Annotated in this window: 19 protein-coding genes; 7 read left to right on the top strand and 12 right to left on the bottom strand. The window is 51.9% G+C overall.

What is annotated here, in order from left to right; translation table 11 throughout:
* Positions 1-4: 4 nt before the first annotated feature.
* Together ACP15Y_RS04160 and ACP15Y_RS04155 are read left to right on the top strand one after the other, a co-directional pair.
* Positions 5-1,111, top strand: a complete 1,107-nt coding sequence (locus ACP15Y_RS04160; RefSeq protein ID WP_424981736.1) for a cis-3-hydroxy-L-proline dehydratase — start codon at positions 5-7, stop codon at positions 1,109-1,111.
* A 1-nt stretch (position 1,112) separates the two neighbouring features.
* Positions 1,113-2,147 carry a trans-3-hydroxy-L-proline dehydratase gene (locus ACP15Y_RS04155; RefSeq protein WP_424981735.1) on the top strand — a complete coding sequence of 345 codons (1,035 nt, stop codon included), beginning with the start codon at positions 1,113-1,115 and terminating at the stop codon, positions 2,145-2,147.
* Here the strand turns inward: ACP15Y_RS04155 and ACP15Y_RS04150 are convergent.
* From ACP15Y_RS04150 to rirA, 3 genes are all read right to left on the bottom strand, one after another.
* Positions 2,144-2,491 (bottom strand): DUF6404 family protein, encoded by a 348-nt coding sequence (locus ACP15Y_RS04150; protein ID WP_424981733.1) that lies wholly within the window; start codon positions 2,489-2,491, stop codon positions 2,144-2,146. The genes ACP15Y_RS04155 and ACP15Y_RS04150 overlap by 4 nt on opposite strands.
* Positions 2,492-2,502: 11 nt before the next feature.
* Positions 2,503-2,856 carry a DUF6404 family protein gene (locus ACP15Y_RS04145; protein ID WP_424981732.1) on the bottom strand — a complete coding sequence of 118 codons (354 nt, stop codon included), beginning with the start codon at positions 2,854-2,856 and terminating at the stop codon, positions 2,503-2,505.
* Between the two features lie 62 nt (positions 2,857-2,918).
* A complete protein-coding gene (gene rirA / locus ACP15Y_RS04140) occupies positions 2,919-3,386 on the bottom strand; it encodes an iron-responsive transcriptional regulator RirA (RefSeq protein ID WP_424981731.1) in 468 nt (155 codons plus the stop codon).
* 143 nt (positions 3,387-3,529) lie between these two features.
* Between rirA and ACP15Y_RS04135 the strand changes: the two genes are divergently transcribed.
* A complete protein-coding gene (locus ACP15Y_RS04135; protein ID WP_424981730.1) occupies positions 3,530-4,204 on the top strand; it encodes an NnrU family protein in 675 nt (224 codons plus the stop codon).
* Here the strand turns inward: ACP15Y_RS04135 and ACP15Y_RS04130 are convergent.
* From ACP15Y_RS04130 to ACP15Y_RS04120, 3 genes are all read right to left on the bottom strand, one after another.
* Positions 4,201-5,523, bottom strand: coding sequence for a lipopolysaccharide biosynthesis protein (locus tag ACP15Y_RS04130; RefSeq protein ID WP_424981729.1), 1,323 nt, complete (start codon positions 5,521-5,523; stop codon positions 4,201-4,203). The genes ACP15Y_RS04135 and ACP15Y_RS04130 overlap by 4 nt on opposite strands.
* A gap of 77 nt (positions 5,524-5,600) precedes the next feature.
* The gene (locus ACP15Y_RS04125) at positions 5,601-6,734 is read right to left on the bottom strand and encodes a GNAT family N-acetyltransferase (protein ID WP_424981728.1); all 1,134 of its coding nucleotides are present in this window, start codon (positions 6,732-6,734) and stop codon (positions 5,601-5,603) included.
* Between the two features lie 18 nt (positions 6,735-6,752).
* The gene (locus ACP15Y_RS04120) at positions 6,753-7,697 is read right to left on the bottom strand and encodes a cupin-like domain-containing protein (RefSeq protein ID WP_424981727.1); all 945 of its coding nucleotides are present in this window, start codon (positions 7,695-7,697) and stop codon (positions 6,753-6,755) included.
* A 224-nt stretch (positions 7,698-7,921) separates the two neighbouring features.
* On the opposite strand from ACP15Y_RS04120, the gene ACP15Y_RS04115 reads away from it, so the two are divergent.
* The 3 genes from ACP15Y_RS04115 to ACP15Y_RS04105 all read left to right on the top strand — a co-directional run bounded on the left by ACP15Y_RS04115 (position 7,922) and on the right by ACP15Y_RS04105 (position 11,771).
* Positions 7,922-8,815, top strand: a complete 894-nt coding sequence (locus tag ACP15Y_RS04115) for an isocitrate lyase/PEP mutase family protein (RefSeq protein ID WP_424981726.1) — start codon at positions 7,922-7,924, stop codon at positions 8,813-8,815.
* Between the two features lie 168 nt (positions 8,816-8,983).
* On the top strand, positions 8,984-9,268 hold the full coding sequence (locus tag ACP15Y_RS04110; protein WP_424981725.1) for a hypothetical protein: 285 nt from the start codon (positions 8,984-8,986) through the stop codon (positions 9,266-9,268).
* Between the two features lie 76 nt (positions 9,269-9,344).
* A complete protein-coding gene (locus ACP15Y_RS04105) occupies positions 9,345-11,771 on the top strand; it encodes a mechanosensitive ion channel domain-containing protein (RefSeq protein WP_424981724.1) in 2,427 nt (808 codons plus the stop codon).
* On the opposite strand, the gene ACP15Y_RS04100 is transcribed toward ACP15Y_RS04105, so the two are convergent.
* The 4 genes from ACP15Y_RS04100 to ACP15Y_RS04085 all read right to left on the bottom strand — a co-directional run bounded on the left by ACP15Y_RS04100 (position 11,768) and on the right by ACP15Y_RS04085 (position 15,173).
* On the bottom strand, positions 11,768-12,808 hold the full coding sequence (locus ACP15Y_RS04100; RefSeq protein ID WP_424981723.1) for a succinylglutamate desuccinylase/aspartoacylase family protein: 1,041 nt from the start codon (positions 12,806-12,808) through the stop codon (positions 11,768-11,770). The genes ACP15Y_RS04105 and ACP15Y_RS04100 overlap by 4 nt on opposite strands.
* 6 nt (positions 12,809-12,814) lie before the next feature.
* The gene (rimK, locus tag ACP15Y_RS04095) at positions 12,815-13,720 is read right to left on the bottom strand and encodes a 30S ribosomal protein S6--L-glutamate ligase (RefSeq protein WP_424981722.1); all 906 of its coding nucleotides are present in this window, start codon (positions 13,718-13,720) and stop codon (positions 12,815-12,817) included.
* A gap of 200 nt (positions 13,721-13,920) precedes the next feature.
* A complete protein-coding gene (locus tag ACP15Y_RS04090; RefSeq protein WP_424981721.1) occupies positions 13,921-14,832 on the bottom strand; it encodes a sugar kinase in 912 nt (303 codons plus the stop codon).
* A gap of 122 nt (positions 14,833-14,954) precedes the next feature.
* Positions 14,955-15,173, bottom strand: coding sequence for a hypothetical protein (locus ACP15Y_RS04085; RefSeq protein WP_424981720.1), 219 nt, complete (start codon positions 15,171-15,173; stop codon positions 14,955-14,957).
* A gap of 129 nt (positions 15,174-15,302) precedes the next feature.
* Here ACP15Y_RS04085 and dusA point away from each other — a divergent pair, with 129 nt between their 5' ends.
* The gene (gene dusA / locus ACP15Y_RS04080) at positions 15,303-16,298 is read left to right on the top strand and encodes a tRNA dihydrouridine(20/20a) synthase DusA (RefSeq protein WP_424981719.1); all 996 of its coding nucleotides are present in this window, start codon (positions 15,303-15,305) and stop codon (positions 16,296-16,298) included.
* Here the strand turns inward: dusA and ACP15Y_RS04075 are convergent.
* The gene (locus ACP15Y_RS04075; RefSeq protein ID WP_424981718.1) at positions 16,295-16,981 is read right to left on the bottom strand and encodes a retropepsin-like aspartic protease family protein; all 687 of its coding nucleotides are present in this window, start codon (positions 16,979-16,981) and stop codon (positions 16,295-16,297) included. The two genes, dusA and ACP15Y_RS04075, sit on opposite strands and share 4 nt — an antisense overlap.
* A gap of 28 nt (positions 16,982-17,009) precedes the next feature.
* Positions 17,010-17,840: an adenosylcobinamide-GDP ribazoletransferase gene (locus tag ACP15Y_RS04070; protein WP_424982460.1), complete on the bottom strand. Its 831-nt coding sequence runs from the start codon at positions 17,838-17,840 to the stop codon at positions 17,010-17,012.
* Positions 17,841-17,855: the final 15 nt, after the last annotated feature.

Genomic DNA, 17,855 nt, shown 5'->3' with positions numbered 1-17,855 from the left:
CATTATGAAAATAACAGCACTGCGCGTATACCAGATTGATTTGCCCTTGAGGGAAGGCCGTTACAATTGGTCCAACGGCAACTTTGTTGAAGTGTTTGATTCAACCGTTCTGGCGGTGGAAACAGATGCAGGCATCACTGGCTATGCTGAATGCTGCCCGCTCGGCTCGGCCTATTTGCCCAGCTATGCCAAAGGCGTACGCGAAGGGCTGAAAGAGCTGGCTCCTCACGTGATCGGCCTTGATCCACGCGATCTGAACATCATCAACAACGCCATGGATGCGGGCTTGCGCGGGCACCTCTATGCCAAAGCCCCCATCGATATTGCTTGTTGGGACATTTTGGGCAAAGCCACAGACCTGCCGGTTTACACTCTGTTGGGCGGCAAACAGCAGGAAAAGGTCGCGCTCTACCGCGCCATCTCGCAAGAAGACCCGGAAGTGATGGCCAAGAAAATCGATGGCTATCGCAACGAAGGCTACAGCAAGTTCCAGCTCAAAGTCGGCGGCGACGCCAATGATGACATTGCCCGCATCCACGCCACCCGCGAGGTGCTAAACCGCGGCGAAGTGCTGGTGGCTGACGCAAATACCGGTTGGAACCGTCACGAAGCCGCGCGTGTCGCTGCCGCGGTGGCCCATTTGGATGTCTATATCGAACAGCCCTGCATGACCTATGAGGAATGCCTGTCCATTCGCCGCCGCACCGCGCGGCCTTTCATCATGGACGAAAACATCTTCGATGAAGCCATGCTGCGCAAAGGCTTGGCTGACGATGCCATGGATGCGATTAATCTGAAAATCTCGAAAGTCGGCGGCCTCACCAAGGCGCGCCTGATGCGCGATATTTGCGTTAATGCAGGTCTGGCCATGACTATTGAGGACACATGGGGCGGCGACATCGTCACCGCCACCATCGCCCATCTGGCCGCGTCCACACCGGAAGCATTTTCTTTCTCAGCAACAGACTTCAACTCATACGGCACAGTCGATTTCGCCGCAGGCGCCCCCAAGCGCGTGGATGGCTTTATGTCGCCAGCGGACGCGCCGGGCTTGGGCGTCGAGCCAGATTTTGACGTGTTGGGTGAACCAGAATTTGAATTGAGAGGCTAATATGCGGTCGAGCAAAACCATTCATGTGGTGTCCTGCCACGCCGAAGGCGAAGTGGGCGATGTGATTGTCGGCGGCGTGGCGCCGCCGCCGGGCGAAACCCTTTGGGAACAGCGCAAATTCATCGAGCAGGACGAAACCCTGCGCAATTTCGTGCTGAACGAGCCGCGTGGCGGCGTGTTCCGCCATGTGAACCTGTTAGTGCCGCCAAAGCATCCTGAAGCGCAAATGGGCTTTATCATCATGGAGCCAGCCGACACGCCCCCCATGTCCGGCTCCAACTCCATCTGCGTTTCCACCGTGCTGCTCGACAGCGGCATCCTGCCCATGACAGAGCCGGAAACGCACCTGACCTTGGAAGCGCCGGGCGGGCTGATCAAAGTGGTGGCGCAGTGCAAAAATGGCAAAGCCGAAAGCATCACCGTCACCAATGTGAAGAGCTTTGTCGACCAATTGAAGGTGCCGCTTCAGGTTGAAGGCTTGGGCGAAATCATCGTCGACACCGCCTATGGTGGCGACAGCTTTGTGATGGTAGACGCTGACGCATTGGGCGTTGAGATCAAACCGGAAAATGCCAAAAAACTGGCAGACCTCGGCACCAAAATCACCGCCGCTGCCAACGCCGAACTCGGCTTCACCCACCCGGAAAACCCGGATTGGGATCATATTTCCTTCTGCCAATTTATGGGCAAAACCACCCGCGAGGGAAACATTCTTTCCGGCGCCAACGCCGTGGCCATCCGCCCAGGAAAAATCGACCGCTCCCCAACAGGCACAGGCTGTTCCGCCCGCATGGCGCTCATGCTGGCCAAAGGCGAGATGGAAGCGGGCGACAAATACATCGCCACTTCGATCACAGGCTCAAAGTTCAATTGCGATATTGCCGAACAGGTGAAATGCGGCGACCGCAACGCCATCCTGCCGCGCATCAATGGCCGCGCCTGGATCACAGGCACCCATCAACATATGCTAGATCCGTCGGACCCATGGCCAGAAGGCTACCGCCTCAGCGACACATGGCCGATGGATCAGGACTAAAGCTCATCCCAAGGGGTAAGGTTATGGCGCTTGCGGTCCCAGCGATAGTAAGCCGCCATAATCGCTGAATAGACCAATCCACCCAGCAGGCCAGTGCCGATCATAAAAGGCAGTGTCATGCCCGGCCAATCGAACGGGTTGAAAAGCCACAGCACAACCCACATCATCAGGAAAAACACACCATGGGCAAGAAACACTTGCCCAAATGGAGCATAATGCGGCGGGCGGACCTTTAAGCCCATCATCCGATAAATCTTATTGAGGGGTTGGTCGTGATTTGCACCCCAAATCTTTGAGGCACGGAGTTCTTCGGTCGCTTTGAAATATTTTTCGTCAAAGCCCATTTGTGCTCGCCTTAAAGGTCGTCCCAGCGGGAGAGCGTGCAAGCGTCGCGCTCATTTTCAACTTGAGCACAAAAGAACACGGCATAGACTAACCCATAGCCGACAAACATGAGCGGCATAAAGGGCAGCGGCAGTGAAAAGCCGAATAAATGCTTGAGCAGCAAGCAACTGCTGAGGCTGACCATAAGCCCGAACAAAACGGTTTGTTGCACAAATAGTTGAATTGTTTCCCGATAGTGCAGGGGACGAATACGCAATCCAAACCTACTCAAAAAGCCATCGAGCCATTTAAGTTGCACAATTGAATCCAATTGGCAGTTTTCGATTTCAGCCTGCGCCTTCGCAAGCTTTCGGGAAAATGTCATAAAATAAATCCGCAACCAACCACGCGGGCACTATCTATCAGTTTGTAGCTAATTACAAACGATTATGCTTCAGCCCGTTTCGGGGCGCTGCGCACGGCGCTGTCCAATTCCAAAAGCACCCGAATATTGCGGCGATTATCTGTCAAATCTGCAATTGTATATTCATCAAGCACGTCGAAAAACGCAGTCAAGGCGCGGTGCAGCGCATGGTTGAACCCGCAAGACCCGATCAACGGACATGTGTTTGATTCCAAATCAAAACATTCTGCCATGTCGAAATTGTCTTCAGTCGCCCGGATAACTTCGCCTAGGCCAATCTCAGCCGAGTCACGCTTGAGCTTAATACCGCCATGTCGGCCACGCACCGTTTCCACAAATCCAGCATTGTTTAAAATCTGCAAAATCTTGAACAAAAAAGTCTCGGAGATATCGTAAAATTCGGCGATATCCGCAATTTTGCTCAGGCTGTCATTGCTCGCGCAATACATCAAAATACGCACAGCATAATTGGACTGTTTTGTTAAACGCATCGCATGATCCTAACTTGAGAATTTGGCTCATCATAAAGCCAATAGGTGAAAATGTCACATTGAATCTTAGGGCGTCCCCATTGCAATTGCGCGGCGCCCTATGTTTTACAAACAGCATTGTTTAGCAGCGGAAGTTCTGACTGATGACCGAGTTTTTGATCGCTCTTTTTGTGTTCTTGTTTGCCCATATTTTGCCGCAGATTGGCGACCTTCGTGGCAAAATAATTTCGCTAACCAACAGAAAAACATACATAATTGGCTATTCTATTTTGTCAACTGTTTTGCTGGTCTGGTTGGTGTCAGCCGCGTTGCGCGCCCCCAAAACAGTCTATTACGCTGCTGATCCATTCACCGTGCGTATAGCCATGGCACTGATGCTTGTGGCCATCATTTTGTTTGTGATGGGCGCGATGCGGCCCAATTCATTGTCGGTGTCATTTCGTCGCAATTTGTCGCGGGAGGTCGAAAAGCCGGGCATTTTGGCACTGGCGCGTCATCCCATCATTGTTGCGTTTGGCCTATGGGCATTTGCCCACATCTTGGTCAATGGCGAGCTGGCGAACATTCTGCTCTTCGGCATCATGTTGGCATTTTCGCTGCTAGGCATGATGCGGCTAAACAAGACCAAGCGGAAAAAGCTGGACGCAGACACTTACCAAAAGGCGATGCAAAAGGAATCAGGTGGTCTGGTCGAGCGGGCGAAACGCGTCATCGATGGCCAATTCTGGATTGAACTGGCCATCGGCATTGTCGTTTATTTCGCTATTTTGCACGCCCATGGCCCTGTTATCGGTGTGGACCCATTGGCCTATTTCTAGCTATTTGCGTTGCGTGTCAGATAGTTTTTCAGCGCAGGTGCCAGGGATACATTGAGGCCAGTTAGTCGCCATGTGGTGAACCAGATCGCGCCAGCGCCGATGATAAATGATATCGCCGCCGCACTCGCGGCACCGACCAGGCCAAATGGTGGCACCAACAAATAATTGGCCAAAAGCAACACAATCAATCCCAACAAAATGGCTGGCAAGCTCGCATAAGGCTTCTTGCGCGACGAAAGGATCACCGCACCAGGGCCGAAAGCGGCGCGGGCAATCAATGCGCTACAGAGAATTGTAAGCGGGATCACACCCTGATTGAATTCAGGTCCGAAGAAGTAGAAAACCAGCGGGCTGAAAATCATCACACCGATGGTCAGCACAACAGCCAATCCGGTGCCCACCATGTTCGCATCGCCAATTTTGGCTTCTAGAGCTGCGAAATCCTGTTTCTCCTCGGCGTCCAGAAGGTCAGGCGATACAACAGCACCAATGGCAATAATGCCAAAGGAAGCCAGCACAAACATGCGGGCACATACACCAAATATCGCGATTTGCTCCTTGTCGAGCAGGCTAGAAAGCAGTAGCAAATCAATATCAAAAAAGAAGTCTGAGCTCAGCGCAACGATAATCCATGGCAAGGCATAAACCCACCAGCGCTTGAACTCACGCGCAGGCATCTCTGTATCATGCGGCAATACGCGGATGGCGCGCACTGTCACAAAGAAGTGCAAAATTGCCAGTGCCAAATAGAAGATGGATACCCACCAAATCAAAGCCCCGACGCGGTCGTCTTCTACGCCAATAAACAACACAATCACAATGCCAAGCACAATGAATAGCGGCCTGAAAATCGTATCAGCAAACAAGCCAAAAAACGGCTTTTTAAGCCCCACCAAAATCGCACCGTTCAAATTGACGATGGCCGTGCCAAACGCCATCATGGCGATGGTTGGCCAAATGCTTTGCAATAAAGTGCCTGCAGGGCCAATCAAATGGATGGCTTGTCCCACACCATAAAGCAGCAACAGTCCGGGGAAAATTGCCATACCATAGGCAAGAATAGCAAAACGCGACAAGGTTGCCCCATCTTCCTTTGCCTTATATTCGGCTGCAAAAAAGGCACCCACGGTTTGAAAGCCAAGGGGGAGGGCGATTGCCATCAAATTTGCTGCCGCAATGGCCAACAAATATTCACCAAGCTGGGCCGCGCCCCAAAGGCGAGCGATCATCGCTTGCGCCAAAAAGATCACGCCCGCGCCACCAATGCGCACGGCAAAAATCAAGGCTGACTTAGACGCCAATTGGCGACGCTCACCCATAAACAACTCCACATGATGTGGGGCAGAGCCCCAAGGACCAAATCAAGAGCCTTAGCTGTGTTTTACCCGCTAAGCCGCTATTTCCGGTTAAAAATCGTGTTGATAATCTTTTTGCGCTGTTCTGCGGGCATGGCCTGCATCACCGCCTTCAGTTTCGGTCGTACTTGTTTCAGCCACACATTGGCATAAAGATAACCTTTGCCATTCAATGGTTTGATCAGGTCACTGGCGTCCACTTCACCCGTGGCATAGACCATTTTATATTGAACAGAAGGGATCAAGAAGTCGACGCGCTTTAGGCCAAGTTCGTAGCAGGATTTGATCACCTCGCCCAAATGGAGCTTGCCCGGCCCTGCCGTTGCCTTTTCCTCGTCCCAGGTCGACATAAAGGCATAATAGCAATCATCATAGATAAAGCCCCATTGGTCAGCCACAGGCTCACCATTCAGCATGAAGCAGAAAGCGGCAACTTTGAGGTTTTCATCTTCTGAATCTTTGAAGCGATCCAGAAATTCTCTGAATGCTTCATCTTGAAAGGCGCGGGAAGTGAGCCCTAAGCGACGCTGCCAATCCACACGACCTTCATAGGAACGGTCGATCACATTTACCAAAAGCTCCCGCTGGCTGCCGTGCGTATGATCTAGCGTGCCCATGCGGTCAAATCGGTTATAGCCATTGCGGATGCGTTTGCGTGTGGCGCGTTTCAAATGGTTATAGTAGGCGTCATAGTCTTCCCATTGGGACAAATCGACAAAGGGCGCGGCTTTCTCTTCGTCGGAATGGTCAAAGTAACCTTGGCATCCCGCGAATAGCGGCCCATCGTGACGCACTTGTCCCAAATGCACATAATCCGCACCGCTATCTTTGAAACAGCTCTGCATTTGATCAAAAATCTGTTTGGGATCGCAATCTGGATCACACAGCATCTCTGTATATTGTTGATAAGGTTCCGAAAATCCGGTCAGGATTTTGCGACCCTTCTTGTGCCACACCACCAATGGCAAAAGGCCGACGAGCTTGCCGGCCTCTAGTACACAAATCACATAATAGGCGTTTTCATGTTCCCGCCCAGTGAGGTTTAGCACATGTTTGCTCAGGTCGAAGCTTTGGAAAACATGGATCCCCTGTGACCGTTTTTCCAAAGCAACCCATTCGTCTTTCATCGCACAGATTTCATCGGCTGTGCGCAACACCTTTATGTCAAAGGTCATAGTAGCTTTGCCCCGAAGCTATTTTTTAAACTGATATGCCGTGATGTTTTTAACGCCATCTGGCGCGTTTGGATCAACGGCGAAGTCCACATTGTATGGCTTCACATCTTTGCGCTGGATGCCGGAAAACTTCACTGCGCCGGCAAGCACAAGCTTTGTATAGAATTGCAACCCCCGCGTGCCGCGATCAAGATTTTTCAACCCCATCTTGCGCAACATGCCATTGGCAAAATTCACTGCATATTTATTGCGCAGCGCGTCCGTCCAATGTTCTGTGGTCACAGAAACATTCATGCAGTCATAATTATCAACGCGGTGCGGACAGTTTAGTGGCCAATGCAGCATTTCGCCGGGCTCAAGGTCATAAACGGTCGCATAATCGTCAAACCAATCTTTAAACTGAATATCGGTTTCGTGCGCTTCGTTGATCACCACTTTTTCAATGCCATTTGCGCTCAAAAACGGCGGCTCAGCCGGATAAACAAAAACCTTCTTGCGACCACGCACCTGCCATAGTGATTGGCCCGGCACATCTACGTGATATTTCACCCGCACATTGGGGGAGGAAATCAAGATGGTCATGTTCTGCTTGTAGGTTTTCAGCCCTGGCACATGCTTTTCAAAATCATCATAGATGCTGCGCAACATGTCGTCGAAGGCTGGATTTTGATGGCCCGGCGCCCGCAAATTGATCCAGATATTGCCCGCTTTCACCGCTTGCAAAATTTCCTTGCCCGAGGCATTTCCAAATTCGCCTTCGCGCCGAACACCTGTTTCAGGGTCCATGTAATTCACATGATAATCTTGACGGTCGACATTTTCTAAAATGCTTTCCAGTGCGTCATCTGTGAACAGGCCGGTATCTGCCAATTTGTGCTGCAGGCGCAGCGGGTGCTGACCAAACAGGCTGGCATAATGTTCTTTCCAGTCTGTCAGAACCCCATCAATCCGTCGATCGAGCATCACTCTCGTCCCTTAAATTTACCTTTAGTAAGAGGAGCCTAGCGCCACATCGTATCAATAGGGTTTAACTCGACAGTTCACTGATAAATAATTCAACATACGGTTAATTTTTAACTTAAGGTTGTGCTGATGTCGTTCGCCTTGGAGTTTTGATTGTCAAATCAAGTGCTTTACGTCAAACTGAACGCATATTTGATCGAGACTCACTTACAAAGAAGTTTGAAATGTCAGATCACACTACACACCAAAGTCCCGAAAATATGGTCACACCTTTAAATTGTGCCAAAGCACTCAGATTTGCTGACATGCACAAACATGGGCCATTTATATTGGCCAATGTGTGGGACGCAGGCACTGCCAGATTGATGGCCGCATTGGGCGCTAAAGCGCTGGCGACATCATCGGCAGCCCACGCCTTCACCTTGGGGAGGCCTGATGGCGGTAGATTGCGCCGTGAAGAGGCGATCGCCCATGCTGTCGAAATAAACGGGGCAACCGCTTTGCCCGTTAATGCGGATTTGGAAAATGGCTTCGGCGACAGTCTGGAAGATGTTGCCCTCACGGTGCAGAACTCGATAGAGCAAGGGCTTGCTGGCTGCGGCATTGAAGATATTCAGTTTCCCACCCAAAATCCCTATGCGTTCGAAGACGCTGTTGAGCGGATTGAAGCTGCCGTTGCGGCCAAGCGTTCCGCAACAAAGGCAAATGATGTGCAGTTCACGCTGACGGCGAGGGCTGATGGGGTGATGATTGGCTCGTACGATTTGGATGAAGCAGTGCGGCGGATCAAAGCCTTTGCCCGCGCAGGTGCGGATGTTATTTATGTTCCCATGCCAGCGTCGTTTGAAGATTTGGCCGTCATTGTAAAAAGTGTCGATGTTCCGGTAAACGCCTTATGTGCGGGGCCGTTCACCCAATATAGCGTCGCAGATTATGCGAAAATCGGCGTGGCGCGGATCAGTTTAGGCAGTGCTTTGGCGCGTGCCGTGCACAAAACCATCTTCGATGCAGCACAACAAATGTTTGACGGTGCAGAATTTAGCGCGCTTTCAAACGGCATTCCGGGCGGCACCATTGATGAGCTGTTGGCGAAAGGAGGGACGGGGCTAAAGAAATAGAGTTTGCCTGATGCGGTAAATAAATCACACTTAAGTTATTTTGGCAGATTATGACTTAACTGCCCTTAAAAAGTCCCAATGGCGTCGCCATCTCCATTGGTGCAATGAAACCAAAGTTTGCACTCGTACGTTACAAATATATGTGCGGCAAACTGGATTAGGTTAAAGATGAAAGCGATACGCAAATCTACATTGTTGGCCGGTGCATTTTTGGCCGCCACACTTGCTGTAAATTCAGCACAGGCAGATGCAGTATATGCGTCCGCCGAAACTTGCTTGGACCATGTCCATGAGTTGGAAAATCAAAGTCTTGCGGCAGAGCTTAACGCAGAACAATTTGATCTTTTGATTGAATTGCTGGTTTCCGCCACAGATTTGTGCCGCGCCAACGCGTTGGCGGATGCACAACAACAACTCACCAATGCGGCCGACATCATTAAAACAAACTCATAAAATCAACCGCATAATTTGCGTTTGATGCCATTTAAATCGAGTTGCCAATCGGGGGTGTTCCTCCTAAATTCTCTTTATGAAACAGATCCCTTGTGTCCTTTTTTCGGCTTGGCAACGCGCATTGCTGATTTTGGTGTTGCTTTTATCGCTCTCAAGCGTGGCCCTTGCGCAATTTGTAGAGATTGAGCAAAAGCTTGAAGAGCTAGACAATATTGAAAGCAATATCGATTTTATCGCGCGCACCATCGAATCTGCAGACAATGACAGTGCACTGATTGGGGCGCGGTCTAAGCTTCTTGATCTGGAAACAAGAATTGATGACGTCGTCAAACCAGTTGAAGAAAAGCTCACCACGCTAACCGCGCAACTGGAAGCATTGGGTGCAGCACCCGCAGAAGGGGAAACTGAAAAGCCGCAAATTGCCGAAGATCGTGCAGAAGCCAAAGAGGAGCAGCAACAGCTGCGCATCGTCACAACGCGTGCGCAAGAGCTTGATCAAAAAATCAACGCTGCCTATGAGGAGGTCGCTCAACTGCGGCGCCAGATTTTCACCAACAGGCTGTCACAGCGCTCGCCGATTACCATCGAGTTGTTGACCAATATTTCAGGCGATAGCGTCACCACATTTTCGCGTTTGCAGGCCAAGCTGCGCACATGGTGGAATGTAAAAGTTGCCCCAAATCCACTGCCGTTTGGTCTGGTTCTCGCTTTCTTTGCCATTCTTTTGGCCGGAGGTGTGGTCCTTACGCGGCGGGCTACCAGCTATCTTTCTTTGAATGCCACGCGGCTGAACGCGCTGATCTATCCTTTTGTCACCACCATTGTGCCCGCTGGCCTGTTGGCCTTGGCGCTGGCCTTGGGTTATTGGGCGATGGATTTCGCAGGCCTGTTTACGGTCGATTTGCGCGCGTTTGTTCGCACACTATTTATCGTCGTCTTTGGCCTCTCATTCGCATTGCGATTGAGCTATGCCATGTTCGCGCCAGACAATGCTGATTTGCGCTTGGTGCCGTTCTCCAGCTTTGCAGCCGCCCGCGTTCATACGCTAGTGAGTTCCTTGGCTGTGGTTCATGCGCTGGATTATCTCGCCCGCCATATGGGCCAATTGGTCAACGCGCCGTTGGCATTCACCATCGGCAACAGCTTTCTCGCCTCTATCCTGATTGCACTCATCTTGCTGGCCTTAGCCCGCGTGCGCGATAAGCGCGAGGATGATGTGTCGCGCAGTTTGCCCGTTTGGGTGCGCATCCCGCTGCTTTTGGCATCCATCGCGATCATTGTCGCAGCCGTCGCGGGCTATATCGGTCTAGCGCGCTTTATGGCCCAGCAATTGGTTGTAACAGGCACAATTCTGGTCACCACATTCCTAGGCTATTTACTTTCACATGAGGTGGGTAAACCAGGTGTCTTGGCGCCAACTCGCTTGGGGCAGTGGGTACAACAACGCTTCAAAATTGAAGAAAGCGATTTGGACCAATATGCGCTGTTCGCAAGCATTGCATTTTTCGGCCTGATCCTGCTCGCCGCAATTCCTGCAATTCTGTTGCAATGGGGCTCTCGCGTAGAAGATTTGATCGCTTGGGTGCGCCAAGCAATTGTTGGGTTCCAGATCGGTAGCTTCGAGTTTTCACTGGCCAGTGTTTTCTATGGCGCGGTGATTTTCGCCATCGGTGTTGCTCTCACACGCCTGTTCCAAAGCTGGTTGGGCAACACAGTGTTGGAGCGGACACGTGCGGATAATGGCGTCAAAGATTCCATTCGCACAGGTGTCGGTTATGTCGGTATCGCGCTGTCCATCTTTTTGGGCATCACGGGTGCAGGCGTCGATTTGGGCAGCTTAGCGATTGTCGCCGGTGCTTTGTCATTGGGCATTGGTTTTGGCCTGCAAAATGTGGTGTCAAACTTTGTGTCAGGCTTGATCATGCTGGTAGAACGTCCCATCAAGGTTGGCGACTTTGTTCAAGCCAGCGGCTTTTCCGGCACCGTGTCAAAAATCAGCGTGCGGGCGACCGAAATCAACACCATTCATAACCAAACCATCATCATTCCAAACTCAGACTTTATCAACGCGCCTGTGGGCAACTGGACCCACAAAATTCGCTCCGGTCGCGTGGATATCCCTATAGGCGTTGCGTATGGCAGCGATTTGGAATTGGTGCGTGAATTGTTGCTGGAGGCAGCGCACGATCATGAAAATGTGTTGAAACGCCCAGAGCCGTTCGTTTTCTTCGAAGGCTTCGGCGACAGCTCAATCAACTTCCAACTGCGCGTCCATGTGAATGATTATACGATCTATCCGCGGGTGCAGACCGACTTGTTGTTCACAATCGACAAGGTCTTCCGCGAGCAGAGCATTGAAATTCCGTTTCCGCAACGCGACCTGCATTTGCGGTCGGCTGATTCAAAATTGATGGAGAAACTGTCAGGGCAAAGCGCGCCGCAGGCAAAGTCCGCTCCACGCACAAAGTCGACCTCACGTGCGAAGCCGAAATCAGCCGACTAGATGATCTCGTCTTCGTCGAAAAGGGTGGAGCCTTCAACATCTGCTGTGTATTGGTCGAGCGCGGTTTCAGCGTTTCGATTGCGGGCCGGTTGCGCCACATGAAAAGTCGCGTCGCCTTCATTCACAATCGGCAGTTCACTGCGCCCGATAATCACGCCATCGCCCGTGGCCGCGATCGGTGTTTCAACTTCGCCAAACGGGTCGGCCACAACGCCCAAAATATCGCCTTCAGATACGGTGTCGCCACACTTTTTAAACGTCCGCAACAACCCACCAGCAGGCGAGCGCAACCAATGGCTGCCGCTACAATATAAGGGCTTTGTTTTGGAAGGGGCGACAGGTTTGCCGCCAATCATGCCAAGGCCATGCAAGGTGCGCAGCACCCCGGTGGTCCCCACGCGCACGGCAAATTCGTCAAACCGCAACCCGCCGCCAGCTTCATAAAGCAGCACATCGCAATCCAACGCCGTCGATGCTTCACGCAAGGAGCCTTCGCGCACTTTCGATTTCAGCATGATCGGCGCGCCAAACATATTGGCCATTTCAGTCAATTTCGGGCGACCGGGGGTCACGCGGATTTGCGGATAATTATCACGATGGCTGGCTGCCGAATGCAAGTCGATCCCATAGTCAGACCGCTCAACAATTTCAGTGATGAACAGATGCGCCAAGCGCCCGGCCAATGAACCCGTTTCAGAGCCTGGAAAACAGCGGTTCAGGTCGCGCCGATCCGGCAGATAACGGGAATGGTTTAAAAAGCCAAAGGCATTGACGATTGGAATGCAGATTAAAGTGCCTCGTAGCCCTCGCAATTTTGGCGATTGCAGCACACGGCGCACAATTTCCACGCCAATCACTTCATCGCCGTGAATAGCTGCGCTTACAAATATGGTGGGGCCTGCGCGTTTGCCATGAATAACATGGGTCGACATGGTCACTGGCGTGTGGTCAGACAAAACGCTGACGGGTAAATCCACAGTTCGCCGCTCGCCGGGCGCAATGCGCTCGCCGCCAATCTCAAACGCGTTTGGTCTCATTTGGCCTTAACCCTTGCCCTTGGTCTTTGTGGCCCAAGGCTTATGGTGCTTTTCCATAAACTCGATAACCTTGCCAGCAATGTCGAGCCCTGTCGCGGATTCAACGCCTTCCAGACCGGGGGAGGAGTTCACTTCCATCACCACCGCACCATGGTTAGAGCGTAGCATATCAACGCCGCACACATTAAGTCCCATGGCCTTGGCGGCGCGGATAGCAGTTGACCGTTCTTCTGGTGTGATCTTAACACGACGTGAGGAACCACCACGGTGCAGGTTAGAGCGGAATTCGCCCTCAGCCCCGCGTCGTTCCATCGCCGCCACAACTTTGCCGCCAATCACGATTGCGCGGATATCGGTCCCGCCAGCTTCCTTGATGAATTCTTGCACCAGAATGTTCACGCCAGCGCCACGGAAAGCCTCAATCACAGATTTGGCTGAACGATCACTATCTGCCAAAACCACACCAATCCCTTGGGTGCCTTCAAGCAATTTGATCACCAAAGGCGCGCCACCAGCGAGCCGCAAAACTTCTTCGGTTTGCCGTGGGTCATGCGCAAACGTGGTCACGGGCAAGCCAATGCCATCGCGAGACATCAGCTGCATTGAGCGCAACTTGTCGCGTGAGCGGCCGATTGCCACCGATTCATTCAACGGGTAAACGCCCATCATTTCAAATTGACGCAAAACGGCCAAACCATAATAGGTGATGGATGAGCCGATACGCGGGATTACCGCATCATATCCGGTCAGCTTTTCACCATTATAATAGACTTCGGGACGTCGTGAGGCGATGTTCATGTAACATCGCAAAGTGTTGATCATATCAAGCTCGTGTCCACGCGCCTCTGCGGCCTCTTTCAGGCGCTTATGCGAGTAGAGTGAGGAATTTCGGGCGAGCATTGCAATTCTCATATGAACCTCAAGTAAGACGTTTCCCAATTTTGTTCGGCTTAAAATGTGTTGACGGGGTTGTCACCCAAAAACACAATTTAGCGTGGCGCAGCTTGTACAGCGCTTAAGCGCAGCATTGCACAGATCGCCCCGCGCTAAAAGGGGCATCTATGCCAAGCTCTTTTGTGTAAAGCACAAAAAGCACTTGCGTCAGGAAAGGGTTATCGCACCAATTGCTGAATGTCGGGCACCAATGCACCCCGATGTTGGATGACTTGGCCCGCCACTTTGTGGGCAAATCGTGCTGCGTCTGCCATGCTTTGCCCGTCTAAACGTGCCGCAATGTAGCCGCCATTAAAGCTGTCGCCTGCGCCAGTTGTATCCACAGGTTTCAGCGCTTCCGCAGGGCCAATCCATTCTTTGTCTGTGCCATTGGTTACCAATGCATCAGCGGGCCCGGCTTTCACTACCACTTCGCGACATCCCGCGCGCAAATAGCGTTCAGCAACTTGCTCTGATGATTTCTCGTCAAACAGCACATATTCGTCAGGCACGGTGGGCAATGCCATGGTGCTCACTTCAGATGCTTTCGCAGCCCAATCCGCCATCTCTTGCCGATTTTTCCAAAGTGCGGGTCGCAGATTGCTGTCGAAAATCACTTGCTGCCCTGCTGCCTTGGCTTTGGCCAGAATGTCTAAAAACTGCGCGCGCGTATCTGGTTCGAGGATCGCTAAGCTGATGCCAGAAAAGAACAGTGACTTATCGCCCAAAAAGGATCGCTCCAAATGCGTCAAATCCCGTGCCATTTCTTTCGCGGCGGAAGTTGAGCGCCAATAGCTGAAGGTGCGTTCACCATCTTCCAGCGAAATCAGATAAAGGCCGGGTGCTTTGCCGGGTAATTTGCAGATTAGGTCGGCGCCAATGCCATGCGCCTCTATGCTTTTGGCCAGCGCCTCGCTCTCGCCATCGTCGCCAAGCGCGGTGAAATAATCCACATCGACATTTTGGGGCAAAAAGGCGCGGGCGTAATATGCCATATTGAGGCTGTCGCCCGCATATCCCTTTTTATAGAGCCCGTTTTCCAGTGCGCTCATTTCAATCATGCATTCGCCAATGGAAACTAGGTTGCTCATCAGGGACCTCCAACACATTATGCCGCAATGCGGCAGGGACAATGCGTTCTTAGCCTTATGTTTTGGCGTCTGGCAAGGTCCACCACGCGCAATGCCGTACGCTGCGTGAGCCGCGAGGCGGTTTATTCAGTTGGGGGTGTTTCGCTGCTGTCTACGCTTGGCACATCGCCAGCGCTAGGGTTCTCACTGTCATTGGCTTCAGCGAAAATATAGATGGCAATAAATGCCAAGATGATCAACGGTAGGGAGATCAACAATACGCGCGTGCTAAACCCGCGCTGGCCTTGCCGCGCCTCTGTCTTTTTCAATGTCTCATTCTGTTCAGTTTGTTCGTCTTGCATAATTACCTCCGGAAAGGGGTAACGCATGGGCGGGGCACCTGTTCCAGCTAGATTTGTTAGACACGCGACAAAGGCAAATTTTTGTGCTAATGGACGCCACTTAATCCCAATAGGTGTGATCAAAAAAGCATGAGCATCCAGCAAGCGCGTAAATTTTCTGTGGCTCCGATGATGGACTGGACAGATCGGCATTGCCGGTTTTTCCACCGCCATTTGTCGCGTCATGCGCTGCTGTTTACTGAAATGGTCACCAGTGCTGCGCTGATCCGCGGCGGGGCGGACTGGCTGCTGAACTACAATGATGATGTGGAGCATCCCATCGCGGTGCAGTTGGGCGGCTCCGATCCGAAGGAGTTAGCTGAAGCCACCAAGCTTTGCGATCAGTTTGGTTATGACGAGGTCAACCTTAATGTCGGGTGTCCGTCAGATCGTGTCCAATCCGGTCGCTTCGGTGCTTGCTTGATGGCTGAGCCAGAACTTGTCGCTGATTGTGTGCGGGCCATGCGCGATGTCACCGACACACCAATCACCGTCAAATGCCGTATCGGCATTGATGATCAGGACAGTGAAGAGGATTTGCGTCGTTTCGTGGATCACATGTTGGATGCCAAAGTGGATGCGCTTTATGTCCATGCGCGAAAGGCATGGTTGCAGGGCCTGTCACCCAAGCAAAACCGTGAAGTACCACCACTTGATTATGATCGTGTCTATCGCTTGAAAAATCATGTTGGCGGTTTGCCATTAATGATCAATGGCGGCATTGAAGATCTGGCGCAATGCCAAACCCATTTGCAACATGTGGATGGGGTGATGTTGGGTCGCGCTGCCTATCACAATCCAACACTGTTGTGGGATGTGGATCGCGAAATTTTTGGCGATGACACACCGCCAATTTCGCTTGAATCGCTTTGTGAAGTGATGACAAATTATGCTGAAATTCAAATGACTAAGGGCGCAAAACTGAATCAAATTGTGCGCCACATGTTGGGTCTTGGTTTTGGCAAGCCGGGTGCACGCCGCTACCGCCAATTGCTTACCGTTGAAGCGGTGAAAGCGGATCGTGGGGTGGAGCTGGTTGAAGAGGCTTTTGATCTGTTGATTGCTGCACGGCAAGCTGCCGCTTAATCCGTAAGCGTGAGCTGATCGCCTTGTACGCTAAAGCCGCGCAAGGTTTGTAGGTAATTCATTCCCAGCAAATTCTCATTCAGCGCTTCGCGCCGCGCCACCAAGGCTTCGATATTTTCACGCACGATGCCGCCCACCTCTATCCGCTCTAGCTTGATCCGAGCAGCCTCGGTTCGACCATTTGCCGTTTGTACAGGGATTGAATAGATCAAACGCGATGGGTCAAACCCAGCCGCCCGCGCGCTGTCTGCAGTCAGCACAATGGTCGATGCGCCTGTGTCGAATAGAAAGCGTTCCGTATTCCCATTAATTTTGGCATTGATCACAAAATGATCGTTTATGTCGCGGCTAAACATAACGGTGCCGCCTTCTGCGTCTGAATAGCCAGATCCGGGGGAAAGCTGTCCCCATAAGCGCGATCCAAACCGTTCGAAATCTGCTCGGAAACTATAGCCGATAATAATCGCGGCAAATATGGCACTCCACATCACAATGCCCGAGAGCATTTCGCCCAATCGAATGCGGCGACCAAAGGCACCGCCTGCCACCAGCACAAGCACGGCAAGCAACACAATCAATTGGCCAAAATCCTGTTCGGCCAAACCGATCATTTCACCGGCATTAGACGAGATCAGCAAAGTGAGGGCGAGCACAATGAGCAGCGCGATGCCAATAAAAACCAAGGGAAACCCTTTCGAACAGCAATTCGGTCTAAATAAGAATAAAGGCACTCAATGCGGCAATTTCAAGAAGCAGCTGCAATGCGCCGATTGTGTCGCCTGTTTGACCGCCCAGCAATTTTGTCAAAAGTTTCAACCAGAAAAAGCAAAGCCCCGCGCCAAATGCCAGTGCAAGAATAAGCCCAATTGGGCCTGCAAGCAGCAGCGCAAAAAAGCTGAACAACGCAAGTGCAGGAGCAAAGCCAAAGAAAAAATCTTTCTTTGCCAGAATGCCTGCGCCAGCGGATGCGCCATCGCTGCGTGCAGGGGGCAACATCACCGCCACAATCGGCGCAGTCTGGCGCGCCAGCATTGAGGCGACAAGCCACAAGATTGCCCCCGCAACAGGGCTTAGAGAGATCAAGGTGCCAAGAGTAATCACGCGTAGCATAAAGGGTGCAATCAGCCCCAAAACGCCATAGGTGCCATGGCGGGAATCCTTCATGATTTCCAAGCGCCTGGCAACATCATGTCCGCCAAACAAACCATCCATCGCGTCGCCAAATGCATCTTCTGCCATTGCCCCAGTGATCACCGCGCTCATGGCGAAAGCAACTGTGGCCACAAACAAGCTTTGCACGCCCAGCGCGCCGAGCAACAAAATAGTTAGCGCGGGGAACACACCCATAATTAGACTCGCCATGGGCAAAAAATGAATCATCTTGCCAAAATTAAGCGGCAAATGCGGGCTGTCTCCTGTGGGCAAGCGTGAATAAAAGCGCAGCCCCATCACAATGGCATCCAACGGCGAAAGCTGCTCTGGTGGGGGCGGAGGCGATCCCGCATCATTGTCATTGATCGGGTTCACTGTTGGTGGGGGCACGCTGGTCAATTGCTT

The organism is Maritalea sp. S77, from assembly GCF_049801075.1.
GTDB lineage: Bacteria > Pseudomonadota > Alphaproteobacteria > Rhizobiales > Devosiaceae > Maritalea.
This window is presented reverse-complemented; position numbering and strand designations above follow the sequence as displayed.